At 65.2% G+C, this 26,494-nt stretch carries 24 protein-coding genes; 12 read left to right on the top strand and 12 right to left on the bottom strand.

Going from position 1 to position 26,494, the window contains the following annotated elements; translation table 11 throughout:
• Nucleotides 1-244 precede the first annotated feature (244 nt).
• Nucleotides 245-1,351, bottom strand: a complete 1,107-nt coding sequence (locus tag GGD63_RS12725) for a hypothetical protein (RefSeq protein WP_183242308.1) — start codon at nt 1,349-1,351, stop codon at nt 245-247.
• Nucleotides 1,352-1,932: 581 nt separating this feature from the next.
• On the opposite strand from GGD63_RS12725, the gene GGD63_RS12720 reads away from it, so the two are divergent.
• The 4 genes from GGD63_RS12720 (at nt 1,933) to GGD63_RS12705 (ending at nt 6,637) form a co-directional block, all read left to right on the top strand.
• Nucleotides 1,933-3,504 carry an ABC transporter ATP-binding protein gene (locus GGD63_RS12720; protein ID WP_183242306.1) on the top strand — a complete coding sequence of 524 codons (1,572 nt, stop codon included), beginning with the start codon at nt 1,933-1,935 and terminating at the stop codon, nt 3,502-3,504.
• A complete protein-coding gene (locus GGD63_RS12715; RefSeq protein WP_183242304.1) occupies nt 3,488-4,579 on the top strand; it encodes an ABC transporter permease in 1,092 nt (363 codons plus the stop codon). Before GGD63_RS12720 ends, GGD63_RS12715 begins: the two co-directional genes overlap by 17 nt.
• The gene (locus GGD63_RS12710; protein WP_183242302.1) at nt 4,566-5,483 is read left to right on the top strand and encodes an ABC transporter permease; all 918 of its coding nucleotides are present in this window, start codon (nt 4,566-4,568) and stop codon (nt 5,481-5,483) included. The genes GGD63_RS12715 and GGD63_RS12710 overlap by 14 nt, the downstream gene beginning before the upstream one ends.
• A 77-nt stretch (nt 5,484-5,560) precedes the next feature.
• Nucleotides 5,561-6,637, top strand: a complete 1,077-nt coding sequence (locus GGD63_RS12705) for a BMP family ABC transporter substrate-binding protein (RefSeq protein WP_183242366.1) — start codon at nt 5,561-5,563, stop codon at nt 6,635-6,637.
• A 110-nt stretch (nt 6,638-6,747) separates the two neighbouring features.
• Here the strand turns inward: GGD63_RS12705 and GGD63_RS12700 are convergent, their stop codons facing one another.
• Entirely contained in the window at nt 6,748-8,097 is a 1,350-nt protein-coding gene (locus GGD63_RS12700) for an 8-oxoguanine deaminase (RefSeq protein ID WP_183242300.1), read from the bottom strand.
• A gap of 153 nt (nt 8,098-8,250) precedes the next feature.
• Here GGD63_RS12700 and GGD63_RS12695 point away from each other — a divergent pair, with 153 nt between their 5' ends.
• A complete protein-coding gene (locus tag GGD63_RS12695) occupies nt 8,251-9,078 on the top strand; it encodes an FAD binding domain-containing protein (protein ID WP_183242298.1) in 828 nt (275 codons plus the stop codon).
• Entirely contained in the window at nt 9,075-11,813 is a 2,739-nt protein-coding gene (locus tag GGD63_RS12690; RefSeq protein ID WP_183242296.1) for a molybdopterin-dependent oxidoreductase, read from the top strand. Before GGD63_RS12695 ends, GGD63_RS12690 begins: the two co-directional genes overlap by 4 nt.
• A gap of 78 nt (nt 11,814-11,891) precedes the next feature.
• Here GGD63_RS12690 and uraD read toward each other — a convergent pair whose 3' ends face one another.
• The 4 genes from uraD to GGD63_RS12670 all read right to left on the bottom strand — a co-directional run bounded on the left by uraD (nt 11,892) and on the right by GGD63_RS12670 (nt 14,508).
• A complete protein-coding gene (gene uraD, locus GGD63_RS12685; RefSeq protein WP_183242364.1) occupies nt 11,892-12,779 on the bottom strand; it encodes a 2-oxo-4-hydroxy-4-carboxy-5-ureidoimidazoline decarboxylase in 888 nt (295 codons plus the stop codon).
• Nucleotides 12,780-12,786: 7 nt separating this feature from the next.
• Nucleotides 12,787-13,722: an allantoinase PuuE gene (gene puuE, locus GGD63_RS12680; RefSeq protein ID WP_183242294.1), complete on the bottom strand. Its 936-nt coding sequence runs from the start codon at nt 13,720-13,722 to the stop codon at nt 12,787-12,789.
• On the bottom strand, nt 13,723-14,136 hold the full coding sequence (locus GGD63_RS12675) for a DUF3830 family protein (protein ID WP_025037689.1): 414 nt from the start codon (nt 14,134-14,136) through the stop codon (nt 13,723-13,725).
• 90 nt (nt 14,137-14,226) lie between these two features.
• Nucleotides 14,227-14,508: a hypothetical protein gene (locus tag GGD63_RS12670; protein WP_183242292.1), complete on the bottom strand. Its 282-nt coding sequence runs from the start codon at nt 14,506-14,508 to the stop codon at nt 14,227-14,229.
• A 224-nt stretch (nt 14,509-14,732) separates the two neighbouring features.
• Here GGD63_RS12670 and GGD63_RS12665 point away from each other — a divergent pair, with 224 nt between their 5' ends.
• Entirely contained in the window at nt 14,733-14,951 is a 219-nt protein-coding gene (locus GGD63_RS12665) for a hypothetical protein (protein WP_183242290.1), read from the top strand.
• Between the two features lie 1,171 nt (nt 14,952-16,122).
• On the opposite strand, the gene GGD63_RS12660 is transcribed toward GGD63_RS12665, so the two are convergent.
• The gene (locus tag GGD63_RS12660) at nt 16,123-16,521 is read right to left on the bottom strand and encodes a hypothetical protein (RefSeq protein WP_183242288.1); all 399 of its coding nucleotides are present in this window, start codon (nt 16,519-16,521) and stop codon (nt 16,123-16,125) included.
• A 292-nt stretch (nt 16,522-16,813) separates the two neighbouring features.
• Here GGD63_RS12660 and GGD63_RS12655 point away from each other — a divergent pair, with 292 nt between their 5' ends.
• Nucleotides 16,814-17,071 carry a DUF2798 domain-containing protein gene (locus GGD63_RS12655; RefSeq protein ID WP_183242286.1) on the top strand — a complete coding sequence of 86 codons (258 nt, stop codon included), beginning with the start codon at nt 16,814-16,816 and terminating at the stop codon, nt 17,069-17,071.
• A 44-nt stretch (nt 17,072-17,115) separates the two neighbouring features.
• On the opposite strand, the gene GGD63_RS12650 is transcribed toward GGD63_RS12655, so the two are convergent.
• The 3 genes from GGD63_RS12650 to GGD63_RS12640 form a co-directional block, all read right to left on the bottom strand.
• Nucleotides 17,116-18,903 (bottom strand): chloride channel protein, encoded by a 1,788-nt coding sequence (locus tag GGD63_RS12650; protein WP_183242283.1) that lies wholly within the window; start codon nt 18,901-18,903, stop codon nt 17,116-17,118.
• 12 nt (nt 18,904-18,915) lie between these two features.
• Entirely contained in the window at nt 18,916-19,569 is a 654-nt protein-coding gene (locus GGD63_RS12645; RefSeq protein WP_183242281.1) for an L-fuculose-phosphate aldolase, read from the bottom strand.
• A 151-nt stretch (nt 19,570-19,720) separates the two neighbouring features.
• Nucleotides 19,721-20,347 carry a MarC family protein gene (locus GGD63_RS12640; RefSeq protein ID WP_183242279.1) on the bottom strand — a complete coding sequence of 209 codons (627 nt, stop codon included), beginning with the start codon at nt 20,345-20,347 and terminating at the stop codon, nt 19,721-19,723.
• Between the two features lie 164 nt (nt 20,348-20,511).
• Here GGD63_RS12640 and GGD63_RS12635 point away from each other — a divergent pair, with 164 nt between their 5' ends.
• The 4 genes from GGD63_RS12635 (at nt 20,512) to GGD63_RS12620 (ending at nt 24,201) form a co-directional block, all read left to right on the top strand.
• Nucleotides 20,512-21,078, top strand: a complete 567-nt coding sequence (locus GGD63_RS12635) for a ferritin-like domain-containing protein (RefSeq protein ID WP_183242277.1) — start codon at nt 20,512-20,514, stop codon at nt 21,076-21,078.
• 153 nt (nt 21,079-21,231) lie between these two features.
• A complete protein-coding gene (locus GGD63_RS12630; RefSeq protein ID WP_183242275.1) occupies nt 21,232-21,615 on the top strand; it encodes an Hsp20/alpha crystallin family protein in 384 nt (127 codons plus the stop codon).
• A gap of 8 nt (nt 21,616-21,623) precedes the next feature.
• Nucleotides 21,624-24,041: an endopeptidase La gene (lon, locus tag GGD63_RS12625; protein WP_183242273.1), complete on the top strand. Its 2,418-nt coding sequence runs from the start codon at nt 21,624-21,626 to the stop codon at nt 24,039-24,041.
• A gap of 4 nt (nt 24,042-24,045) precedes the next feature.
• Nucleotides 24,046-24,201 (top strand): hypothetical protein, encoded by a 156-nt coding sequence (locus GGD63_RS12620; RefSeq protein WP_183242271.1) that lies wholly within the window; start codon nt 24,046-24,048, stop codon nt 24,199-24,201.
• 71 nt (nt 24,202-24,272) lie between these two features.
• On the opposite strand, the gene GGD63_RS12615 is transcribed toward GGD63_RS12620, so the two are convergent.
• Both GGD63_RS12615 and GGD63_RS12610 read right to left on the bottom strand, forming a co-directional pair.
• Nucleotides 24,273-24,575: an HU family DNA-binding protein gene (locus GGD63_RS12615; protein WP_128964917.1), complete on the bottom strand. Its 303-nt coding sequence runs from the start codon at nt 24,573-24,575 to the stop codon at nt 24,273-24,275.
• Nucleotides 24,576-25,040: 465 nt separating this feature from the next.
• Nucleotides 25,041-26,273, bottom strand: a complete 1,233-nt coding sequence (locus tag GGD63_RS12610) for an acetyl-CoA C-acetyltransferase (protein ID WP_183242269.1) — start codon at nt 26,271-26,273, stop codon at nt 25,041-25,043.
• Nucleotides 26,274-26,494: the final 221 nt, after the last annotated feature.

Here is a 26,494-nt window from a genome sequence, read left to right as displayed (position 1 = left end):
GGCTCCGCGCGCCGCCCTCCTACCTCGCGATCTCGCCCCAGACCAACAGAAGGGCCTTGACTCACAAATACCCATATGAGGGTGGGCAAAGGCGCCCTTGCGCCGTGCCCACCATCGACCTCTAATCGAAAAATCGTGGGCACGCTTCGCTTTGCCCACCCTACGGCAGCGTTCTCCTTGGCAAACACGAATGACGCCGCGCATCTCTGCGCAGCGCCATCCGAACCTGGAGATGTTCAGTCGATCAGAACTTCACGGTGATGCCACCATAGACCGTCGACTCGGTGCAGCTCTTGGTGCTCTGGCCGGTCGCGGCGATGGTGCAGACGCCGGGCATGGCGTTGTGGTCGAGGCCGAACTTGTTCTGCCAGTAGCGGTAGGCGACCCAGAGGTCGACGAAGTGCGAGTACTTGTCACCCCAGACCGCCTTCGAGGCGTCGAAGGTCAGGCGGATCGGTTCGCTGTTCAGCTCGGTCTTCGAAGCGGTGGAGAAACGGCCGACACCCGAGAGCGCAGGCAGGCCGTTCGAGTCACCCTTCGGACCATACCAGCCGGCGCGGCCGCTGATCGACCAGAACTGCATGTTCGGCGGCAGGAAGCCGAGGTCCATGTAGTAGTTGATTTCGACGGCCCAGGTCGGACGATAGCTGACATTGCCGTCCGAGTTGCAGGTCACGCCCGGCACGCCCGGTCCGAACAGGCCGCACTGGGTGAAGGCGTTGTGGTTCAGGAACTCGTAATACATCAAGGGCGCGACGTTGAAGTAGCCCTTGTAGGGAAGGTCGAAGGCGAACTGCAGACCGGCAACGACGTCGCGCTTGGCGGGCGCCAGGAAGTTGTTCTCGGTGTTGCCGTCCATACCGACTTCGAACGAGATGTTGTGCAGCGGCCCCATGGTGAAGGCCTTGGTGTTGAACAGCTCGTTCCAGCCGAAGGTCGAGCGGAACAGGCCGTAGATCTCGGTCGCGCCGGCGCAGTCGGCGGCACCGCCGGTGATGGTCACGCCGGGCGCGACGCAAGGGTTGGCAGGGTCGTTCTTGCCCGACTTGAACATCGAGATGGTGAAGAAGTTGGTGCCGTAGGCCCAGAGGTCGAAGTGGGTGAAGGAGTAGACCTGCTTGGCGGTGGTGCCGTTGATGCTGCCATCAGGGCGGACGCTCCACATGCCGGGATCGGTGCCCTTGGGCATCCAGGAGAACGTGACGCGGTTGTCGATCACCAGGAAGAACGGGAGATCGGGCGCCTTCTTGGCGGCCTTGACCGGCAGGTCCGCCGCTTGAGCCAGGCCACTTGTGGCGAGCGTAGCAAGTGACAGCGCAGCGGCTGCAATTGCCTTGAAACGAAACGACATCCTGATACCCCCAAGTTTGGACACGTAAAAATGAACGTCCCTTGGGTGCGACACTTGCGCCGATCATCAGGAGTGAGAAGCCTCAACTTTTTTCAAGGCATGCCGCATGTTTCGGCAGCAAACGGAATCTCACCACGGGATTTCGAGGATTTTCGCGGGCCATGCGCACCGGCACGCGGCGATGTGAGGCCGGCCATTGCCAAACATTCCCGTTTGATTTTGTTTGCGTTTCGCATCGAACGAACGAGGTGGACGCGATTGTCGACGGCGCGTGGCGCAGCGGCCCGACATTGCATACGCGTCTTGGCGCGATTTTGCTCAACGTCAGGTCAGGCCTGCACACCGGGTTCCGATTTGGTTTGAACCGTCACAAATTTGCAACAGGCGCCACGCCCGAGCGGTGGCCGCAAGGACAATCCTGGAGCGCGCGAGTTCGATCCGCGCCCGGCGAGAGCCACGACTCGCCGACACCACCCGCCTGCCGAAGCGTTGAGCAAGGGATGACGCTTTTTCACACCTTACGCGGCGGTTCAAACTAGCCCACTATTGAGGCACTTCACCCCATGCAAGCGCATCAGCGAATGTTAGATCCGACGCCTAACGGCCTGCATTCCGGCGAGTCCCCGTTGCTTCAGACGCTCGGGCTCACCAAGCGCTATGGCGATTTCCTCGCTAACGATTCCATCGACATCGACATCTGGCCGAAGGAGATCCACGCCCTGCTCGGGGAGAACGGCGCCGGCAAGTCGACGCTGGTCAAGGCGATCTACGGGCTGATCCAGCCCAGCGCGGGCGAGATTCGCTGGCAGGGCGCGCGAATCGTGCTGTCGGGCCCGTCCGAAGCGCGCAGCCGCGGTATCGGCATGGTGTTCCAACACTTCTCGCTGTTCGACAATCTCACCGTTGCCGAGAACGTTGCGCTCGGCCTCGATGGACGAGAATCCTTCAAGGACATGTCGGCGCGGCTGGAGCAGGTGTCGAAGACCTACGGCCTGCCGCTCGATCCCAAACGCGAGGTCTGGCAATTGTCGGTCGGCGAGCGGCAACGCATCGAGATCGTCCGCGCGCTGATGCAGGACCCGAAATTCCTGATCCTGGACGAGCCGACCGCGGTGCTGACGCCGCAGGAGGCCGACCAGCTCTTCATCGTCCTGGAGCGCCTCAAGGCCGAAGGCCGCGCCATCCTCTACATCAGCCACAAGCTGGAGGAGGTGAAGCGCCTCTGCGACACCGCAACGATCCTGCGCGGCGGCAAGAAGGTCGAGACCTGCAATCCCAGGCTGGAGACCGCAGCGTCGCTCGCCCGCATGATGGTCGGCGGCGAGATCAAGGAAGTGAAGGCTCCCGCCGGCCGGCAGACGACTGTGCCGCGCCTGGTGGTCAACGATCTCTCGCTCGCTCCGAGCGAGGCACACGGCGTACGGCTCGAGCACATCTCGTTCGAACTGAAGGGCGGCGAAATCCTCGGCATCGCCGGCGTCGCCGGCAACGGCCAGGATGAGCTCTTTGCCGCGCTCTCCGGCGAGCGGCTGTCCAGGGATCCCGGCACCGTGGTGATCGAAGGCATCGCCGCCGGCCACCTCTCGATCACGCAGCGCCGCAAGCTGGGCGCGGCTTTCGTTCCCGAGGAGCGCCTCGGCCACGGCACTGCGCCGCGGATGAGACTGTCGGAGAACGCGTTGCTGACCGGGCACGCCGCCAGCGGCATGGTCCGTCGCGGCTTCATCGACACCGCGGCAACGCTGAAGACGGTTGATCGCGCAACGGAAACCTTTGATGTGCGCAAGGCCAAGCGCGATCCCGAGGCCGCGAGCCTGTCCGGCGGCAATCTGCAGAAGTTCATCGTCGGACGCGAGATCCTGCGCAATCCGGCGGTGCTGGTGGTAAGCCAGCCGACCTGGGGCGTCGATGCCGGCGCCGCCGCGGTGATCCGCCAGGCGCTGCTCGATCTCGCCACCGCCGGCGCCGCCGTGCTCGTCACCAGCCAGGACCTCGACGAACTCGCGGAGATCGCCGACCGCATCGCCGTGATGTTCCACGGCCGGCTCTCGGCCCCGCTCGCAACGAGTGAAGCCACCCGCGAAAAGCTCGGCCTGCTCATGGGCGGCAGCAGCCTGGAGCCGAAGGAGGCCGCGCATGCAGTTGGTGCTTGAGAAGCGCGCCGAGCGCTCCAATACGATCGCGCTGGTCTCGCCGCTGATCGCGATCGGCCTCACGATCGTCACCATGACCATCCTGTTCGCGATCCTCGGCAAGAATCCGCTGCTCGCGCTGCATGCCTACTTCGTCGCGCCTCTCACCGACAGCTATTCGCTGCAGGAGATCGCGGTGAAGGCGACACCGCTGGTGATGATCGCGATCGGCCTGTCGCTCTGCTATCTCGCCAATGCCTGGAACATCGGAGCCGAAGGGCAATTCCTGATCGGCGCAGTCGCCGGAAGCTGGATCGCGGTGAAGACGCAGGGCACCGATGCCGGCGCCTGGGTGCTGCCGGCGATGCTTGTGCTCGCAGCCGCCGCGGGCGCGCTCTATGCGCTGATCCCGGCGATCTGCAAGGTGAAGTTCGGCGCCAGCGAGATTCTCACCAGCCTGATGCTGGTCTATGTCGCCGATCTCTTTCTCGACTATCTCGTGCGCGGCCCCTGGCGCGACCCGCACGGCTTCAATTTCCCGACCACCGCCGAGTTCGATCCGGTCGCAACCGTTCCGCTATTGATCGAAGGCGGGCGGCTGCACCTCGGCTCCATTATCGCGCTGCTCGTCGTTGCGGCAGCAGCCATCCTGCTGGGGCGCACTATCAAGGGTTTTGAGATCCGCGTGGTCGGCGCCGCGCCGCGGGCAGCGCGGTTCGGCGGCTTCAACGCCAACCAGCTGATCATCCTGACCTTCGCCGTTTCCGGCGCGCTGGCGGGCCTTGCCGGCATCATCGAGGTCGCCGGTCCCGTCGGACATCTCCAGCCCGGCATCTCGCCCGGCTACGGCTTTACCGCGATCATCGTCGCTTTCCTCGGCCGGCTGAACCCGCTTGGAATATTAATTGCAGGCCTTTTCCTCGCACTGACCTTTATCGGCGGCGAGCAGGCGCAGATCGCGATGAAGATCCCGTTGGATGTCACCAAGGTGTTTCAGGGCATTCTGCTGTTCTACGTGCTCGCTTGCGACTCCCTCATTCTCTACCGCTTCAAGCTGGTGTTCCCGAACCGACAGGTGGCCCGTGGAACTGGTTGAGGCCATCATCCTGGCGGTGCTCGCGGCATCGACGCCGCTGCTGATCGCGGCGACCGGCGAGCTCGTGACCGAACGCTCCGGCGTGCTCAATCTCGGCGTCGAGGGCATGATGATCGTCGGCGCGGCCTGCGGCTTTGCCGGTGCGTGGCTCACCGGCTCGATTCTGGTCGGCGCACTGTTCGGCATCGTCGCGGGCACGTTGATGTCGCTGGTGTTCGCGCTGATGGCGCTCGGGCTCGCCGTCAATCAGGTCGCGACGGGACTCGCGCTGACCATTCTCGGCATCGGGCTGTCAGGCCTGATCGGCGCCGGCTTCGTCGGCGAACGCATCACGCCGGCCGCGCATCTTTACATTCCCGGCCTGACCGACATTCCGCTGATCGGCCGCGTGCTGTTCGGCGAGGACGGCTTCGTCTATTTCTCCATCGCGCTGATCGTCGGCGTATGGTGGTTCCTGTACCGCACGCGGGCGGGATTGATCCTGCGCGCCTGCGGTGACAATCACGTCTCCGCGCATGCGCTCGGCTATCCCGTGCTGCGCATCCGCACCTTCGCCGTGATGTTCGGCGGCGCCTGCGCCGGACTTGCCGGTGCCTATCTGCCGCTCGCCTATACGCCGTTCTTCATTCCCGGCATGACGGCCGGCCGCGGCTGGATCGCACTGGCGCTGGTGGTGTTCGCGTCCTGGCGGCCGGGCCGCCTCGTGGTCGGCGCTTATCTGTTCGGCGCGGTGACGATCCTGCAACTCCACGCGCAAGGCTGGGGCGTCGGCATTCCCTCGCAATTCATGTCGGCGCTGCCTTATCTCGCGACCGTCATCGTGCTGGTCCTGCTCTCCCGCGCGCGTACCGGCGGCTCGACCGCGCCGGCCGCGCTCGGCACCGTGTTCGTGCCTGACCGCTGAGTTTCATTTCCGCGGCGTGCGCGATGGGGCGCGCACGTTGCGGATCGTGGCTTTCCCCTGATGTTTGGAGATTGATGATGAGGAAATCACTTCTTGCGCTGGCTGCCGGGCTCTTGCTTGCCGGGAGCGTCAGCGCAGCCTCCGCCGCCGACAAGCTGAAGGTCGGCTTCATTTACCTGGGCCCGATCGGAGACCTCGGCTGGACCTACCAGCATGATGTCGGCCGACAGGCATTGGTGAAGGAGTTGGGCGACAAGATCGAGACGACTTATCTCGAGAACGTGCCCGAAGGTCCCGACGCCGAGCGTGCCATCGAGCAGCTCGTCCGCGCCGGCAACAAGCTGATCTTCACCACCTCGTTCGGCTACATGGACCCGACGCTGAAGGTCGCCAAGAAGTATCCGAACGTGCATTTCGAGCACTCGACCGGCTACAAGCGCGACAAGAACATGTCGACCTATTCGGCCAAATGGTACCAGGGCCGCTACATCCAGGGCCTGATCGCGGCCAAGATGTCGAAGTCCGGCGTACTCGGCTATATCGGCTCGTTCCCAATTCCCGAGGTCGTCTCCGGCATCAACGCGACGATCCTGGCGGCGCAGACCATCAACCCGAACATCAAGGTCAAGATCATCTGGGCCAACACCTGGTTCGATCCGGGCAAGGAGGCCGACGCCGCCAAGGCGCTGATCGACCAGGGCGCCGACGTCATCATGCAACACACGGATTCGCCGGCCGCCATGCAGATCGCCAGCGAACGCGGCAAGCTCGCCTTCGGCCAGGATTCCGAGATGATCAAGTTCGGGCCCAAGACCCAGCTCACCTCGATCCTCGACACCTGGGGCCCCTACTACATCGATCGCGTCAAGGCCGAGCTCGCCGGAACCTGGAAGTCCGAGGACACCTGGGGCGGCCTCGACAGCCACATGTTCGCGATGGCGCCCTACACCAACATGCCTGACGACGTGAAGAAGATGGCCGAGGATGCCCAGGCCGCCATCACCGCGGGCAAGCTGCACCCGTTCAAGTGCCCGATTGTTGCGCAGGATGGCAAGACGGTCGAGTGCAAGGGCGGCGCCAATCTCGACGACGGCCAGATCCTCGGCATGAATTTCTACGTGAAGGGCATCGACGACAAGCTGCCGGGCAAGTAGCACGCTTCTTGCATTGCCTAAAACACCTGCTCCTCCCGGAGGAGGTTCGGAGGGGGTGGCCAGAAGCACCCGGCACTTGTGGTCGCCCCCTCTTTCAATTTTCGGCCTGATTATCCCGCCTGCATGGCGCGCGCCGCGGAACTGTGACGGCGGATGAGGTCGGTGACATCCAGACCCGGGATCGCGCCGTCGATCACGGCCCATTTCCCCGCCACCATGACCCGGTCGGCCCGATGCGCCCCGCACAGCACCAGCGCGGCCAGGGGATCGCCATGGCCGGAGAAGCGCAGCTCGTCGAGCTTGAATAACGCCAGATCTGCCGCCTTGCCGACGGCGATCTCGCCGAGCTCGGGACGGCCGACGCAGGCTGCCGAGCCCCTGGTGGCCCAGCGCAGCGCATCCTTGTGGCTGACCTTGGTCACGCCGTAGCGCGCCCGCTGCAGCAGGAACGCGGCCCGCACCTCCTGCATCAGGTTGGACCCGTCGTTCGAGGCCGAGCCATCGACCCCGATGCCGATTCCGACGCCGGCCTCCTCCATCTCGCACACGGGGCAGCAGCCCGACGCCAGCAGTTGGTTGCTGCACGCGCAATGGCTGACGGTCGTGCCGGCCTTGCCGAGCCGCCTCATCTCGTCCGGATTGAAGAAGATTCCATGGGCGAGCCAGGTCCGCGCGTTGAGCCAGCCGCATTGCTCGAGATAGTCGAGCGGACGGCAGCCATACATCTGCTGGCAGAATTTGTTCTCGTCCTCGGTCTCGGCGAGATGGGTGTGCAGGCGCACGTCGAGCTTGCCCGCGAGATCGGCGGTGGCGCGCATCAGCGACGTCGTCACCGAGAACGGCGAGCACGGCGCCAGCGCGATCTGCACCATCGCGTCCGCACCGCGCTGGTGATGCTTGGCAACCACGCGCGCGCTGTCGGCGAGGATGGTGTCCTCGTCCTGCACGACGCTGTCGGGCGGCAGCCCGCCGTCGCGCTGCGACAGGTTCATCGAGCCGCGCGTGAGCAGCACGCGCATGCCGAGCCGCCTTGCAACACCGACCTCGATATCGACGGATTCCTCCAGCCCCGCCGGGAAGACGTAGTGATGATCCGTCGTGGTGGTGCAGCCCGACAGCAGCAGCTCGGACATCGCCACGGTGACGCCGAGCTCCAGCCGCTCCGGCGTCAGCTTCGCCCACACCGGATAGAGCGCCTGGAGCCAGGGAAACAGCTCGCGGTCCATCGCCGCGGGCAGCGCCCGCGTCAGCGTCTGATAGAAGTGATGATGCGTGTTGATGAGGCCGGGCAGGACGACGTGCTCGCCTGCGTCGAACACCGCGACATCCGCCGTAGCCGGCACGCCGCCGGCCGCCACGAGCTCGACGATCCGGCCATCCCTGACCACGATCCCGCGCGCAGCACCGTCGGCGAGGATGGCTAAGGGATCCCTGATCCAGATCGGCTTTGCATCGCTCATGGTCCTGCTTCTCCTCACATCCGCTGACGACAGGCGTGCAAGCCGGACGCCAGTCCAAACACGTTCATGCTACGACTTTGCTTGTTGCGACTTGGCTCCGGTCTTGCAAGACTCTATCGCACGATTCACCGGCGGAAGCTTTTTGGCGCAGCCATGGATTTGAATACCATCACAGCGGTCGCCCATCCGCAAACGCGCGCGCAGTTGCCCGTTTGGACGCCAGGTGATGCTTGGCTCGCAGGCGGCACCTGGCTGTTCTCGGAGCCGCAGGTCCATCTGCGGCGGCTCATCGATCTCACCGATCTGAAATGGCCGGCGCTGACGATCAGCGAGAGCCATCTCGGCATTGCCGCCACCTGCACCGTCGCGCAGATCGATGGCTTTGCCTGTCCGCCCGACTGGCTCGCAGCGCCGCTGATCAACCAGTGCTGCCGCGCCTTCCTTGCTTCGTTCAAGATCTGGAAGACCGCGACCGTCGGCGGCAATCTCTGCATGTCGCTGCCGGCGGGACCGATGATTTCGCTCACCTCCGCGCTCGACGGCGTCTGCACCATCTGGAAGGCCGGCGGCGGCGAGCAGCGAATCGCCGTCGTCGACTTCGTCACCGGCAACCAGCGCAACCGCCTGACGCCGGGCGACCTGCTCAGGCAGATCGATATCCCGATTGCCGCACTGAAGCGCCGCACGGCGTTTCGCCAGATCTCGCTGGCGCCGGTCGGACGCTCGGCGACGCTGCTGATCGGCAGCCTCGATGCCGATGGCACGCTGGCGCTGACGGTCACCGCATCGACGGTGCGACCGATCCAATTGTCGTTTTCCAAGCCGCCCGACGCGAGCACGCTCCGCGATGCGATCATGCAGCAGATCACCGACGACCTCTACCACACCGACATCCACGGCAAGCCGCTCTGGCGCAAGCACATGACGCTGCGGCTCGCCGAGGAGATTCGCGCCGAACTCCTGGGAGCCATGCCGTCATGAGCTTCGAGGTCAACGGAACGATTTTTGCGCAAGAGCCGCGCGCCGGTCAATGCCTGCGCACGTTCCTGCGCGAGCTCGGCCATTTCGGCGTGAAGAAGGGCTGCGACGCCGGCGACTGCGGCGCCTGCACCGTGCTGCTCGACGGCGAGCCCGTGCACAGCTGCCTGATCCCGGCGTTCCGCGCCGAGGGCCGCACCGTGACCACAATCGAAGGCCTCGGCGGCGATCGCGGCGCGCATCCGATGCAGCAGGCTTTCCTCGATGCGCAGGGTTTCCAATGCGGCTTCTGCACCGCCGGCATGATCCTGACCTGCGCCTCGCTGAACCAGGCGCAGCGCACCGACCTCGGCGCGGCGCTGAAGGGCAATATCTGCCGCTGCACCGGCTATCGCGCAATCGAGGACGCACTGCTCGGCCAGATCAATGTCGAGGCGGGCGTCGAGCTCGGCGCCGCCTTCGGCCGCAGCCTGCCGGCACCCGCGGGTCCCGACATCGTCCGCGGCAAGGCGTGCTACACGTTCGACACCGCAATCGACGGCCTGCTGCATATCAAGCTGCTGCGCTCGCCTCATGCCCACGCCAGGATCGTCGCGATCGACAAGTCGGAAGCCCTTCGCGTTCCCGGCGTGCATGCGGTGCTGACGCATGAGGACGCACCGTCTGTCCTGATCTCGACCGCGCGCCACGAGAAGGACTGGATGGACCCCGAGGACACGCGCGTCCTCGACGAGGTCGTGCGCTTCATTGGCCAGAAGGTCGCCGCCGTCGTCGCCGAGAGCGAAGGCGCGGCCGAGGAGGCCTGCCGGCGGATCAAGGTCGAGTACGAGATCCTGCCGGCGCTGATTGATCCCGAGCAGGCGCTGGCTCCGGGCGCTCCGATCATCCATCCCGACCGCACCACCGCGAACCGCGTTGCCGATGCCCAGCGCAATCTCGCGGCGGAGACGCATGGCGAGTTCGGCGATGTTGCGTCGGCGCTTGCCACATCTGCCGTCACCTATGAGGCGACGTTTCACAGCCATCGCGTGCAACATGCTGCGCTGGAGACCCATGGCGGTCTCGCCTGGCTCGATGAAGCGGGCGTGCTCAATGTCCGCACCTCGACGCAGGTGCCGTTTCTGACCCGGCGCGCGCTGTCGGACATTTTTCAGCTTCCGATGGGCAAGGTCCGGGTGTTCTGCGAGCGCGTCGGCGGCGGGTTTGGCGGCAAGCAGGAGATGTTCGTGGAGGACATTCTTGCGCTCGCCGCGCTGAAGACCGGCCGGCCGGTCAAGCTGGAGCTCACCCGCGAGGAGCAGTTCATCGCGACCTCGACGCGGCATCCGATGCGGGTCCACATCAAGGCCGGCGCCGATGCAGACGGCAAGCTCACCGCCCTCCAGCTCGACGTACTCTCCAACACTGGCGCGTACGGCAATCACGCCGGTCCCGTGATGTTCCACGCGCTGGCCGAGTCCATCGCCGTCTACAATTGCCCGAACAAGCGGGTCGACGGTTACGCCGTCTACACCAACACGGTGCCGGCGGGTGCGTTTCGCGGCTATGGCCTGCCGCAGACGCTGATCGCGATCGAGGCCGCGATCGACGAGCTGGCCAGGCAGCTCGGCATCCGTCCCTACGAGATGCGCCGGCGCAACATCGTCAAGCCGGGCGATCCCATGCTTTCGCCGCCGCCGTCCGAATATCACGACGTGCTCTATGGCTCCTACGGGCTCGACCAGTGCCTCGATCTCGTTGAGCGCGCGATGCAGGCGGATGGCCCGCAGCCGGAGCTGTCGCCGGAATGGCTGATCGGCGACGGCGTCGCGCTGACCATGATCGACACCGTGCCGCCGGCCGGCCACATCGCGGATGCCATGATCGCGCTCAACGACGACGGCAGCTTCGACCTGACAGTCGGCACCGCCGAGTTCGGCAACGGCACCAGCACCGTCCATCGCCAGATCGCCGCGACGATCCTGGCGACCACCGTCGACAGAATTCGCCTGCGCCAATCCGACACCGCCCATGGCGGCCACGACACCGGTGCCTATGGCAGCGCCGGCACCTTCGTCGCCGGCAAGGCGACGCAGGCAGCTGCCACGCAGCTTGCGACCGAGCTGAAGGCGGCGGCGGCAGACGCCTGGCTGTGCGACGTCGGTGGTTGCACGCTCGAAGGCGAGACGGTCGTCAGCGGCGTCAGGCGGATGTCCTTTGTTGAATTGGCCAAGCTTGCCCGCGAACGCGGCCAGCCGTTCGCAGGCAGCGGCAATTCGGGCGGCACGCCGCGCTCGGTCGGCTTCAACGTGCAGGGCTTTCGCGTCGCGGTGAACAAGGGCACCGGCGAGCTCAGGATTCTCAGGAGCGTACAGGCCGCGGATGCCGGCGTCGTCGCCAACCCCATGCAGTGCCGTGGCCAGGTCGAAGGCGGCGTGGCACAGGCGCTCGGTGCTGCGCTCTACGAGGAGATGGTGATCGATGCGACCGGCCGCGTCACCAATCCGAAATTCCGCGACTACCATCTGCCTTCCTTCGCCGACGTGCCGCGCACCGAAGTGTTGTTCGCCGAGACGTCGGACACGATCGGGCCACTTGGCGCCAAGTCGATGAGCGAGAGCCCGTACAATCCGGTCGCCGCGGCGCTCGGCAATGCGATTGCGGACGCGACCGGCATCCGCTTCACTGCGCCGCCTTTCAAACCGGACCGGCTGTTTCCGGCGCTGCTCGAGAAGTTCGGTCGCTCGGACGGGACGTGATAGCGGCGACCACGGTGACGCATGCTCCCTCTCCCTGCAAGCGGGGCGAGGTGAAGAGCGCACATAGGCACATAGCGTTTAGCTGCCGCGATAGGTCGCGTAGCTCCAGGGCGTGACGAGCAGCGGCACGTGGTAGTGATTTTCCGGCTCGCTGATGGCAAAGCGCAGCGGGATCTCGTCGAGGAACGGCGGGTCCGACAGCGGAACGTTCCGCTCTGCGTAATATCGGGCGACGCTGAAGCGAAGCTCGTAGCGGCCGATCGGCAGTGGGCGGCCGCCGATCAACGGCTGGTCGGTGCGACCATCTGCGTTCGTCGCGGTCCGCGCAATGACGCGGTTTTCGCCGAGCGCGGAGAGCTCGACGAGCTCCACCGGGATACCGGGTGCGGGCTTGCCGGCGTGGTTGTCCAGCACATGCGTCGAGAGCCGCCCGTGCACCTTCAGCCTGTCGTCGGCGACGACGAGCTGATCGAGCCGCAGCGCCGAGATGCGGCCGATCTCCTCGATCGCACGCCGCGTCTCGGTCTTGGCGATGTTGAGCAGCCGCACCTCGAAGTCCCGCAGTACGGAATCCTTGGTGTGACGGCGGACGCAGACGATATAGGGGAAGCCAAATTTCTCGCGATACGCATTGTTGACGCGCTCGAACGCGGCATATTCGGCATCGGACAGCCGGTCGAGGCCGGCGCTGTTCTGCTCGTCGGTCGATTCCGCCGTGAGCCCCGCGGCGCGCTGGGTCTTGTTGGCGAGATCGGGATGCGCCCGGATCAGCGCCAGCTGCACGTCGGGCTCGGCACTCTGGATCGCCGCCATCAGCGCGGCGTGCAACTGATTGATGCCGGTGAACGGCCGCTGTGCCGCGATTTTCTCGGCGATCCACGGCGAGTATTCGACGACGTTGGCAAGCGCGGCAACGAAGTCGGCCTTGCTGGCAGCATTGAGATCGGCGAGCGAAATTTGCGACATCACGGCTTCATCCGATCTCGAACGCGTCGGCGGCAAGATGCGCGTGCTTGTCGTGCCAATGCTGCGCGATCTGCAGCCGGGTTGGCACCCAGACGCGCTCATGCTTGCCGATGTAATCGAGGAAGCGGATCAGCCCGGCGGCGCGGCCGGGCCGGCCGGCGAGGCGGCAGTGCAGGCCGACCGACATCATCTTCGGCGCAGTCTGCCCTTCCGCATAGAGCACGTCGAAGGCGTCCTTCAGATAGGTGAAGAACTGCTCGCCTTCGGCAAAGCCCTGCGGGTTGATGAACCGCATATCGTTGGCATCCAGCGTATAGGGGATGATGAGCTGCTTGCCGTTGCCGCCCTTGACCCAATAGGGCAGATCGTCGGCATAGGAGTCGCAGAGATAGAGGAAGCCACCCTCCTCCATCAACAGCCGGTTGGTATTGATCGAGGAGCGCCCGGTGTACCAGCCGAGCGGCCGCGCGCCGGTCGCCTCAAGGTGAACGCGAATGGACTCGGCGATCTCGGCGCGCTCCTGCGCCTCCGTCATGTCCTTGTGCTCGATCCATTTCAGGCTGTGGCTTGCGATATCCCAGCCCGCCTCCTTCATGGCAGCGACGATTTCCGGATTGCGCTTGAGCGCAGTAGCGACGCCGAACACGGTGGTCGGCCATTTGCGCTCGGTGAACATCCGCCACAGCCGCCAGAAGCCGGCGCGCGAGCCATATTCGAACATGGATTCGATATTGGCGTGGCGTTGGCCCGGCCAGGGTTGTGCGCCGAGCACGTCGGACAGGAACGCTTCCGAGGCACGGTCGCCGTGCAGGATGTTGTTCTCGCCGCCTTCCTCGAAATTGACGACGAACTGCACCGCGACCCGCGCGTCACCGGGCCACTGCGGATGCGGCGGGTTGCGGCCGTAACCGCGGAGATCGCGCGGGTAGCGGGCGTCAGTCACTCAGACTTCCTCGAAGCGGATCGGCAGCGCGCCCTTCCACAGCACGCTCTTGCCCAGCGTCGCCAGATTCTCCAGGCCCGAGGTCAGCGTGATGAAATGGTTGCCGGCGAGCTGACCCATCTTGCTGGCAAAGTGCACGCCGCCATAGGCCAACAGGATCTCGGTTTCGCTGATGCCACCGGGATAGAGGATGATCTGACCGGGGGCGGGATAGCTGGTGTGGTTCTCGTAGCCCACGCCGAAGTCGAGATCGCCGAGCGGCATCCACACCGCCTCACCGCTCCAGCGCACATGGATGATGTGGCTTTCGAACGGCAGAGCCTTGCGGAACGCGGCAACGGTCTTGGGCGCCGCTTGCTCCTCGAAACGGGCATCGAAGGTGAAATCGCCGGCGCGGATAACGAGTTTGCTCATCTCATCTCTCTGGATCGGGGGCGATGCGCCCCGCGGGGAACTTTCAGCAAAAAGCACTCCGTCGGGCTTCGCGCAAGGGGCGACGCCGCATCACCTGCGGTCGTAGGACCAGCCGAAAATGCCGCTCCGCCGCACCTCCGGCTCCGGCTCGGCGGCTGCCGCAGGCGGCGCCTCTTTCAGTTCCGCCTGCGGCGGCGGTGCGGGCGGTGCCGGCAGGTTCTCGCACTTCATGGAATAGACCAGCTTGCCGTCCGCGGTCCGCCCGATCGGCGCGCAGGGGTCCGGATGCGCCGCAGAACTCTTCGGGGTGGGCTTGACCTGCGCCGCCGCCGGCGCCGCGATCAGGAGAAGGACCAGCAGATATTTCGACATCGTTGTCGCCTGGAAAGCCAATTCACCCCATTGAACCGGATTGCGGCGGGCAAGTCCACCGGCGCCGTGGGCGGGCTGCCGAATATTTAGCCGAGACCAAAAAATTTGCTCGCTCCAACGTGATGGCGGCGCCGCTGATATTCGGCAGGCCACATCGCCATGTCAGCCGAGACGACGACGACAACATCTCTCATAGCCGGAGCGTCGTCACGGGAGAAACAACGATGCAAAAGACATTCGCCTTTCTCGGCGCCATGCTGATGGCCGCCGTCACCATCCAGACCGCCGCCGCAAACGACCGCCACCACGCCCGCAAGGCGCAACGCGCTCCAATCACTCAATCGGTGCGCGACTCCAATGCCGCCATGTGGCCGTCGCAGCCGACCGCGCCCGACTGGTCTCGCTATGCCAACGGCGCGATGTCGGCGCCGGCGGGACGGTGATGTTGGAAGCGTAGAGCGGTCGAAGCGCAACTGCTTCCGCACCGTCATTGCGAGGAGCCCTTGCGACGAAGCAATCCAGACTGCCGCCGCGGCAAGACTCTGGATTGCTTCCGCCTTCGCCAAGGCTTCGGCGGACACGTCGCTGCGCTCGCAATGACGGAGTATGAGGCATCGGCTGCGTCCTCCAAGTACCACTGTCATTCCCCGCGACCCGGCTACGCCAAGGCTTCGCCGGGGTTGAGGTCCAGGGGCGCCGAAGCTTTAGCGTAGGCGGCAGGCGGGGAATCCAGTACGCCGCGGCTTCTCGGCTTAACCACAACGGCCTCTGGAATACTGGATCGCCCGCCCCAGTGCGCAAATGCGCACAAGGCGGGCGATGACAGTGAGTGTGTGTCGCAGACATGCCTTCGCATCCTCGCGGCTCAATTCACCCGAGTTTTGCTTGATCTCTTCGCCCTCTTGTCCAAGAGGGCGCAGGGAAGGCCGGGTGCTGACCTCGCACCCGCGGTCCGCTGCGCGAAAAGCACACGCAAGGGAACCGCACAGCAGCATACAGGTGGTGCCAATCACTCGGCCTTCCCTGCGCGATGGTTGGACGGCTTGTGCCGTGCTCTTCCGGGAGCCGAGTTCGTTCTGGCCTCCCTCGCCCCAGCGAAATTCACCAGCGCCGCGCCGGTTGACGCGATCACCGCCTCCGCAAGAGCTTGACCGCAGCAACGACGGCCAGAACCACACGGTTTTGCCGTACGCGCGGTCCGCCATTTCGCCGCAGTTTTCCCAGCCCTGTCGACGGAGCCGGAAACTTACAGACGAGACAAACCTGACAGCGCCGTTCGTCCGCACGAAGCCTCAGGACTCACGGAGAGCAATCCGCCCTGCCCTTGGCCATCGCGCCCGACGCTGCCGCGTCCACCGCAAGCCCGGCTCGCGAAAATGACGACCTCATGATCGCCCCTCAAGGATGAGCCGGGATGGGCGACACGTACGACAAATCCGAATTTCGGTAAAGCGGAATATTTTTGCACGGGCGGATTGACAGCGGGGCGACACACCCGGGCTATCGGAGCTACAGCACACCGGCCAGTAAGAAGGGCGACGCAAAGCGCCGCCCTTCTGCAAAATCCGGAAGTGGATCTGACCAACGAACTACGGCCGCCCGAAACGACCGGTATCAGTAGCCCGGATCGTAATAAAAGGGACTGCCGCCGTAGTAGCCCTGGCCGCCATAATAGCCCGGGCCGCCGTAGTAAGGACGCGGGCCGTAATAATAGCGGTTCTCGTAATAGTCGCGGCGCCGCTGCTCAGCGATCACCCCGCCGATGATGCCCGCCGCCGCGCCCATGAAGGCGAGACCTGCGGCGTTCGGTCCGCGCCTGTAGTAGTGGCGACGATGGGCTGCGCTGAAATCAGTGACGTCGGAGGAGGCCTGACCTGCAACGGCGGCCTTCGGCGCCGGCGTGGTCGAAGTGGCAGCCGACGGCGACACGGAGGCCGCGGCCAGGGCGAGGGTTGCGAACGCAGCCAGCACCGTCTTGCGGCCGGCTGCGGAAATCATGCGTCCAGCACTCATTTTGACCTTCCTGTGTTCTCGCCCGATGTCACGCGTGCAAACGATATATAATGCGCAAACCACTGAATTGGTTTCGGGATCGCGGCAATCTGCCACGCTTTGAACGATTGTAAACCGAACGACCAGATCCAGCTTGAACCACTCAACCTGAGCGGATAATGAACAGCCGCGCCGTTTTTCGGTCGCCGTAAGCGTTTCACGTGAACCAACGCATCAACCGACGCCGTCGGAATCGATGCCAATTTCCAGGGTTCAACGTGACTGACGCGTCCTTTTCCTCAAGGGAAATCAGATGATTGCGGTTCGCAAACTGCCGGCGCGCTATGCGCCGATCGTAATGCCATTCGTGCTGTCCATCCTCATGACGGCCGTGGTGTCGGTCATTTCGACGCTGCGGAGCCTCGGCGCAACGCCGGCGTTCCTGGCCACCTGGCCCGGTGCCTGGCGGCTGTCATGGCTCGTCGCCTTCCCAACGCTGCTCGTGGTGCTGCCACTGGTCCGCCGGATCGTGGCCTGCCTCGTTGCTTCGCCGACTCAACCAGGCCGGTAGAAGGCGCGGACGGCGGCGCATGCACGCCGTCCCGCCTCAACGCTTTACGACAACGCCCCCAGCACGCCGCGCGTGGCCTTGTCGATCTCCTCGACATAGCGGCGGCGGGCGAAGTTCTCGGTGAGGAAGCCGACCACCTTGCGGCTGTCGGTGGAATCGACCACCGCCAGCATCTCCGCTTCGGCCTCGTCGAACACCGCCATCGCCGACTTCACGTTCATTTCCGGGATCAGCACGATGTCGATCAGGCGGGCGAGCTCGATCACCTGGATGTCGTCTGCGATGGTGTCGAGATCGCTGGAGTACAGGTCGGGCAGCAGGACGAGGCCGACATATTCGTCCGCGTTGTTGACGATGACTATACCGGGCCGCGACCCCAGCGCGAATTCGCGGCGCACAGCCGCGATCGTCGTGGTCGACGGCACCTTGCCGACGTCGGAGCGCATCAGCCGCTCGACGGTGAGATTGCGCAGCCAGCCGACGTCGTTGGCGCTGCGGATGGTCTCGCCGCGCAGATGCAGGCGCCAGGTCGAGAAGGAGTGGCCGAACATGAAGCGCACGCAGATCGAGGTGACGATGCAGCCGGCCAGCACCACGGCGGTGACGTCGACATTGCGGGTCATCTCGAGCACGAGGAACGACATCGTCAGGGGGCCGCCGACGATGGCGACGCCGAGCGTCGCCATGCCCGTCAGCATCGCCACCAGAGGATCGATCACGAAGTTCGGACTGATCAGTTCCAACAGCTCGGCGAAGAACTTCCCGATCAGGCTGCCGACGAACAGCGAGGCGAAGAACAGGCCACCGCGGAAGCCCGAGGCGAGCGAGATCAGGCAGGCCGTCACTTTCAGGGCGATGACCAGCGCGATCAGGCCGATCGTCATGTCGTGAAACAGATCGAGCACCATGGCGCCGTGGCCGGCCGCCAGCACCTGCGGCGTGACAATTGCAAAGGCGCCGACGATGAGGCCGCCAAACACGGGACGAAGCCAGACCGGCAGCCAGGCGAACAGGCGCTCGAACATCGGCGAGGAACGCATCACGGCGATACCGACGCCGCTGGTGATGAGGGCGAGTCCGATCAGCGCCAGATATTGCTCGACGCCGACGGAGCTGACCTTGGGTATCTCCAATGAATACGGTGCGCCGCCGAGCCATTGCGCCGTCAGCGCGCCGGCGAGTGAGGCGGCCAGGATCGGCGCGGCGCTGCCGACCGAATAGACGCCGACGATCAGCTCGCAGGCGTAGAAGGCGCCGGTGATCGGTGCACCGAACGCCGCCGCAATCGCGGCGGCCGCGCCGCAGCCGACCATCAGACGCAGATCGTTGCGGCGCAGATTGAAGAACTTCCCGAGCAGCGAGGCGATGCCGGAGCCGATCTGGGTATAGCCGGCCTCGAGGCCGACCGAGGCGCCGCAGCCGTTGGAGATCAGGGTCTGGCTCGACACCACCACGCTGTCGCGCATCGAGAGATTGCCGCCGCGCAGCGCGTTGGCCTCGATCGGATCGACGGCGCTCGAGATCTTCATCCGCCGCCGCGACCATTCCATGATGCCGAGCGCCAGTCCGCCGAGCGCAGGCGCGAGCAGCGCGGCCCACGGGCTCACGCGCGCATTGGCCGACAGGCGAACGTCGACGGGAATGCCGTAGATCACCACATGGGCGATCTGCGCGATCTCGGCCATCAGCGTCACGATCGCGCCGGCAAGCGTGCCGATCACGAGCGCCAGCGGGATCAGGTAGAACTCGTTGCTGCGCAAGAGCGCGCGCAGCCGAACCATGGTGCGGTTGGTTCCCTTGCGATCGACGAGGCGCCTGATCCGTACGAACACCTTTTGCTCGCCCTACCCTTCCGACAGGCCGTAGCCGGCCATGCGCTGGCGGACCCGTTCGATCTCGTCACTGGACAGCAGCGGCGGTTCTCCGATCTGAAGGCAGCCGTGATATTGCCGCGCCAGCGTCTCGACCTCGACGGCGAGCCACATCGCCTTGTCCAGCGTCTTGCCGATCGCGATCATGCCGTGATGGTCGAGCAAACAGGCGAGTCGTCCCTCCAGCGCCCGGACCGCGTGCTCGGACAGTTCCTCCGTTCCGAAGGTGGCATAGGGCGCGCAGCGGATGCTGTCGCCGCCCGCAGCCGCGATCATGTAGTGCACGGGCGGGATCTCCATGCCCATGATCGCGAGGATGGTGCAATAGGTCGGATGGGCGTGGACCACGGCGTTGACGTCGGGCCGCGACTTCAGGATGTCGCGATGGAAGCGCCATTCGCTGGACGGCTTTTGATGGCGCGCATGCGAGCCGTCCATCGCCATGAACACGATCTGGTCCGGCGTCATGGCGTCGTAGGGCACGCTGGTCGGCGTGACCAGCAGCCCGTCCGCATGCCGGACGCTGATATTCCCTGATGTGCCCTGGTTGATGCCGAGCGCGTTCATGCGGCGGCAGGCGTCGATGATGGCCTGTCTCTTGGCGAGTTCGTCCGCTGTCATCGACATCCCGATTTCCTGGCGCTGGTGAAAGGGGAAGTACGTCAAAGCAACATGGCAGTGCAAGCGAAAGCGACCGGCGCGGCCGCGATCTGGACGGCGCGCGCGACCCTTCTCGAAATAGACCGTAAAATCAATGAATTAACAGATTGTCGCAGGCCTACGCCAGACTCGCCCGGACGGCCGCAACGCCATTGATCACGAACTGCACCGAATAGGCCGCGAGCAACATGCCGAGCACGCGCGAGAGCACCGCATTTCCGGTGCGCCCGAGGGTGCGGGCGATCAGGCTTGCGGAGACAAAGCAGAGCATGCAGAGCAGGCACACCGCGAGCACGATCGCGATGATGATCGCGAGCCGCGGTCCATAGCCGGCGTCGCCCGACAGGAGCAGCGTGGTCGCGATCGCGCCGGGGCCGGCCATCATGGGGATGGCCAGGGGAAATACCGCGACGTCTGACGCATGCTCCGAGGTCGCCTTGTCGGCCTCGCGCGCCTCGCGATGCGGGCGGTCGCCGAAGATCATCTGGTAGGAGACGCCGAACAGCAGCAGCCCGCCGGCGATCTGGAAGGCGGGGATGCCGATCCCGAGTTGGCGCAGCAGCCAGTTTCCGGCCAGCGCGATCACGACCAGGATCGAGGCCGCGATCAGCGGTGCGCGCAGCGCGATCGTCCGCTTGACCTTGTCGGGCATGCCGGGGGTCGCGGCCAGGAAGGCCGGCGCAAGGCCGACCGGATCGACCACCAGCAGCAGCGTCACGAAGGCGGACAGGGCGAAGTCGAGCATCGGAAGGCGTCTCGGGCAGGCTTTTCTCAAGAGAGCTTGGCTCAGACGGCAAGCCATAGCGGCTCGCGGTCCGCTTCGCGAGGAACATTTGCTCATCCCGATTCTTGATCGCGTGACGATCGAGGAAGGGCATGCCTTCCCGTGTCATCTCGAGAGGAGGACCAATGGCCAAACGAGCGAAGAAACGCACAACCAGGAAGACGGTGGCGCGCCGGACGCGTCAGGCGCCGAAGATGCTCAGCGACCTGTTCCTGGCAACGCTGAAGGACATCTATTTCGCCGAGAACAAGATCATCAAGACCCTGCCCAAGATGGCAAAGGCCGCGCAGTCGAAGGACCTCGCGGCTGCCTTCAACAAGCATCTGCGCGAGACCCAGGGTCAGGTCAGGCGTCTCGACCAGATCTTCAAGATGCTGGGCAAGCCCGCACGCGGCAAGCCTTGCGAGGCCATCAACGGCATCGCGGACGAGGGCGCGGAGATCATGAAGGAGTTCAAGGGTGCCCCCGCCCTCGACGCCGGACTGCTCGCGGCGGCGCAATCGGTCGAGCATTACGAGATCTCCCGCTACGGCACGCTGCGCACCTGGGCCGAGGAGCTCGGCATGCAGGACGCAGCAAGGCTACTCCAGGAGACCTTGGACGAGGAAGCGGCGACCGATCGCACGCTGACCGAGCTCGCCACCTCCGTCATCAATCTCGAAGCGGAAGACGAGTATCGCGCCGCGGCCTGATGCCCGCCGCGCTATCAAGACAGAACGCCGCGGCCGAGCCGCGGCGTTTGCTTTTTGGATCGCACGATGGCGCATGGCACGTCAGCGCCACAGCACTGGAATTCCCGGGAACCAGCCCCATATGCAGGCTTTCCCAGCCCCCGAGTCCGCATCATGCAACCCAAAAATCCCCTCGACTGGATGCTGTCCGAAGCCCTGGACTCGCTGACCCGCGCCGAACGGCTGCGGCACCAGTTCGGCCGCCAGGACGCCTGCTGGGAGCCGCCGATCGACGTGCTCGAGACCGAGCATGAGCTTTTGATCCTGGTCGCGCTTCCCGGCGTCAATCCGGACAATGTCGAGACTGTCATCCATGACGGCGTGCTCGTGATCTCCGGCCAGCGCACGCTGCCGCCGGAGCTTCGCAACGCCCGCATCCACCGGCTCGAGCTGCCGCAGGGGCGTTTTGAGCGCCGCATTGCATTGCCCCTTGGCCGCTATGCCATCAGCCGCTTCGTGATGGACGGCTGCGTCGCACTGCGCCTCGCCAAATCCTGAGGTCGATCATGGCCACCGAACAGATGAACAACGCACAGACCAATTCCCAAAACGGCTCCGACGTGAAGATCCCCGAAGACGCACTGATCATCATCCCCGTGCGCGAGATGGTGCTGTTCCCCGGCGCCATCGCGCCGATTGCGATCGGCCGGGCGAAGTCCATCGCCGCCGCACAGCAGGCGCTGCGCGAGCAGCGGCCGGTCGGCATCGTCCTGCAGCGCAGCCCCGAGATCGAGGAGCCCGGGCCGGACGATCTCTTCCGGGTCGCGACCATCGCCAACATCGTGCGCTACATCACCGCGCCGGACGGCACGCATCATATCGTCTGCCAGGGCGTGCAGCGCGCCCGCATCCTCGACTTCCTGCCGGGCACGCCGTTCCCGGCCGCGCGCATTCAGCAGATTCCGGAGCCGGCCACCAGCTCACCCGAGATCGAGGCGCGCGCGCTGAACCTGCAGCGCCAGGCCATCGAGGCGATCGAGCTGCTGCCGCAGGCGCCGCCCGAGCTGACCGCGATGTTCCAGGGCACCACCGCGCCCGGCGCGCTGGCCGATCTGGCGACCTCGTTCATGGACATCAAGCCGCAGGACAAGCAGGAGGTGCTGGAGACCATCGACCTCGCCCTGCGCGTCGAGAAGGTGTCGAAGCATCTGGCCGAGCGGCTGGAGGTGCTGCGCATCAGCAACGAGATCGGCCAGAAGACCAAGGCCTCGTTCGACGAGCGCCAGCGCGAGGCGATCCTGCGCGAGCAGATGGCGACGATCCAGCGCCAGCTGGGCGAAGGCGACGGCAAGGCTGCCGAGGTCGCCGAGCTGACGGCTGCGATCGCCAAGGCCAACATGCCGCCGGAAGCCGAGGCCCACGCCAAGAAGGAGCTGCGCCGTTACGAGCGCATGCCGGAGGCGGCCGGCGAAGCCGGCATGGTCCGCACCTATCTCGACTGGCTGATCGAGCTGCCCTGGGCCTTGCCCGCGGAGAAGCCGATCGACATCAAGGAAGCGCGGCGCATCCTCGATGCCGATCATTTTGGCCTGGAGAAGATCAAGAGCCGGATCATCGAATATCTGGCGGTGCGCAAGCTGGCGCCGCAGGGCAAGGCCCCGATCCTGTGCTTCGTCGGCCCGCCCGGCGTCGGCAAGACCTCGCTCGGCCAGTCCATCGCACGCGCGATGGATCGCCCCTTCGTGCGCGTCAGCTTGGGCGGCGTGCATGACGAGGCCGAGATCCGCGGCCACCGGCGGACCTATATCGGCGCGCTGCCCGGCAACATCATCCAGGGCATCAAGAAGGCGGGCGCACGCAACTGCGTCATGATGCTGGACGAGATCGACAAGATGGGCCGCGGCGTGCAGGGCGATCCCTCCGCAGCGATGCTGGAGGTGCTCGACCCCGAGCAGAACGGGACGTTCCGGGACAATTACCTGGGCGTGCCCTTCGACCTCTCGCGCGTGGTGTTCATCGCGACCGCCAACATGCTGGACCAGATTCCGGGTCCGCTGCTGGACCGCATGGAGCTGATCAGCCTCGCCGGCTACACCGAGGACGAGAAGCTGGAGATCGCGCGGCGCTATCTGGTGCGGCGGCAGCTGGAGGCCAATGGCCTCTCGGCCGAGCAGGCCGAGATCGAGCCGGAGGCGCTGAAGCTGATCGTCAAGGGCTACACCCGCGAGGCCGGCGTGCGTAACCTCGAGCGCGAGATCGGCAAGGTGTTCCGCCATGCCGCAGTGCAGGTCGCCGAAGGTACGGCTGCGAAGGTCGTGGTGTCGCCGAAGGACATCGCCACCGTGCTCGGCCAGCCGCGCTTCGAGGGCGAGATCGCGCAGCGCACCAGCATTCCGGGCGTGGCCACGGGCCTTGCCTGGACGCCGGTCGGCGGCGACATCCTGTTCATCGAGGCCTCGCGCGTGGCCGGCCGCGGCGGCATGATCCTGACCGGCCAGCTCGGCGAGGTCATGCGCGAGAGCGTGCAGGCTGCGCTGACGCTGGTGAAGAGCCGGGCCTCGCAGCTCGGCATCGATCCCCAGCTGTTCGAGAAGAGCGACATCCACGTTCACGTCCCGGCGGGCGCAACCCCGAAGGACGGGCCGAGCGCGGGCGTCGCCATGTTCACGGCGCTGACGTCCCTGCTCACCAATCGCACGGTGCGCAGCGACACCGCGATGACCGGCGAGATCTCGCTGCGCGGCCTGGTGCTGCCGGTCGGCGGCATCAAGGAGAAGGTGGTGGCTGCGGCTGCCGCCGGCCTGAAGCGGGTGATGCTGCCGGCGCGCAACAAGCGGGACTATGACGATATCCCGAAGAGCGCGCGGGACAACCTCGAATTCATCTGGCTGGAGCGCGTCGACGAGGCCATCGCCGCGGCGCTCGAGCCGGCGGAAGCCCAACCTGAAGCCCAAGCCGATGCGAAGGTCGAAGCGGCGGAGTGATGCGATGAAGAAACTGCTGGAAAAAGCGAAGAGATCGCGCAAGACGCAGCGGCTGCGCCAATTACTCGATCGCGCCATCGACCGGGTTCGCGATGCGCTCGCAGGCCCCGGGCCGCGGCTTCAGCCGGTCCCGGTCCGGGTGAAGCGCCGCAAGGGTTGAGCCCTCCGTCTCAAGCCCTCGCGGCTGCCCCATCAAAAGGCCCCCTCCTATCCGAGGGGGCCTTTGCGTTATCAGGCCACGGCGTCCTTGGCAGCCTTGACCGGGCGGGCGCGGACGATCTTCCGGGCCGGCTTGGCCTTGAACATCATCTCTTCACCCGTGAACGGGTTGGTGCCCTTGCGCGCCTTGGTCGCGGGCTTCTTGATGACCACGAACTTGGCGAAGCCCGGCACCAGGAACAGGCCGTTCTTCTTGAGCTCCTTGTGGCCGACGTCGGTCAGCGTCTCCATGACGCTCTTGACGTCGCGCTTGGAAAGCTCTGTGGCGGTCGCAATCTTTTCGATCAACTGCGATTTGGACATTTGGGTTGCCATCGTGTCTCCTCTGATTCGTGACGGCTGCATATTAGACCAACCGGCGAAGGCCTATAGCCTTCTGCACAGTTTTGTCGCGATTTTACGGGCTTTTTGCCCCGCTGTGGCAAAAAACCCTGCATTTTAGCCACTTCCAGTGCGGAAGGAGCCTTGAGCAGCGGATTTTGCCTTGTTTCAAAGGCCCGCACGCAACCTTGCTAAAGCTGATTCGCGGCTTTCGACAAGCGACGACCGGCCTCTTTGTGCAAGGAGGGGTGCGTTTCACCCTAGAAAATAAGGGGTAGATCGCACCGCAGCCGCATTTGCAAGTGCTCTCCCTCTCCCCGTTCTTACGGGGAGAGGGTTGGGGTGAGGGGCTGCTTCAGCAAAGACGGTGAGAGTTCGGCACGCCGAGAGCCCCCCTCACCCGGATTGCATCTTCGATGCAATCCGACCTCTCCCCGCAAGTGGGGCGAGGTGAACAAGCTACACGCGCTCGATGATGATGGCGGGCGCCATGCCGCCGGCGGCGCACATGGTGACGAGACCACGCCTCAGGTCGCGCCGCTCGAGCTCGTCGAGCACGGTGCCGATCAGGATCGAGCCGGTCGCACCGATGGGATGGCCGAGCGCGATCGAGCCGCCATTGACGTTGACCCTGGCGCGGTCGAGCTTGAGGTCTCGGATGTATTTTTCCGCCACCACCGCAAAGGCCTCGTTGATCTCGAACAGGTCGATGTCGTCGATGGAGAGGCCCGCCTTTGCCAGCACCTTGCGCGTCGCCGGCACCGGCGCGTTCAGCATGAGGGTCGGCGAGTCCCCCATGTTCGCCATCGCGACGACACGGGCGCGGGCTTTAAGGCCATGCGCCTTGGCATAGGCGGGCGAGGCCAGCAGGATCGCGGCGGCGCCGTCGACGACGCCGGACGAGTTGCCGGCGTGATGCACGAAGTCGATCTTCAGGTCCGGATATTTCTGCAGGATCAGGCCTCGATAGGTCGTGCCCTTGTCGTCGAGCGCGTAATCGGCGATGGCGGGGAAGGCCGGCTTCAGGCTGCTGAGCCCCTCCATCGTGGTCTGCGGCCGCGGATATTCTTCGTGGTCGAGCGCGAGGCTGCCGTCCTCGCCGTGCACGGGCACGAGACTCTTCTTGAAGTGGCCGTTCGCGATCGCATGCGCGGCGCGCTTCTGGCTTTCGAGGCCGAGCGCATCGACGTCACGCCGCGTGATGCCTTCCATGGTCGCGATCGCGTCCGCACAGACGCCCTGATGCGACTGCGGATGCCGCGCGCGCAGGCGCAGATTGCCGGCGTCCATCATCATCGGGCCACCGCCGCGCCGGCCTTCCATCGACATCATCTCGCAGCCGCCGGCGATGACGAGGTCTTCGGCGCCCGCCATGATCGAGGATGCCGCCATGTTGACGCTGGTGATGCCGCTTCCGCAGAAGCGGTCGAGCGTCACCGCGCTGGCGCGCACGTCATAGCCGGCATCGAGTGCCGACATGCGGCCGAGATCGCCGCTTTGCGTTGCAACCTGCGCACTGCAGCCCCAGACGATGTCGTCGACGTCGGCGGTATTGATGCCGGTGCGATCGGCGAGCGCACGCAGCACGGTTGCACCCAGCTGCTGCGGATGAATGCCCGACAGTGCTCCCTTGCCGGCCTTGCCGATGCCTCGCGGGGTGCGGCAGGCATCGATGATCAGCGCGTCAGCCATTGGCGTTGTCCTCTTGTTGTTGGTGTTGAAGACGTTTTGAATAAGGGGAAGAAGGGAGTCAATGTGGCGCGGCTTTCCTTCGCCTCTCCCCGCCTGCGGGGAGAGGCCGGATTTTACGCGCAGCGGAAAATTCGGGTGAGGGGGAGCTTCAGCAAGGACGGCGACAGATGGACTCGCCGAGAGTCCCCCTCACCCGGAATTTGCTATCGCAAATTCCGGCC

It is taken from the genome of Bradyrhizobium sp. cir1 (genome assembly GCF_014198245.1).
Classification (GTDB): domain Bacteria; phylum Pseudomonadota; class Alphaproteobacteria; order Rhizobiales; family Xanthobacteraceae; genus Bradyrhizobium.
This window is presented reverse-complemented; position numbering and strand designations above follow the sequence as displayed.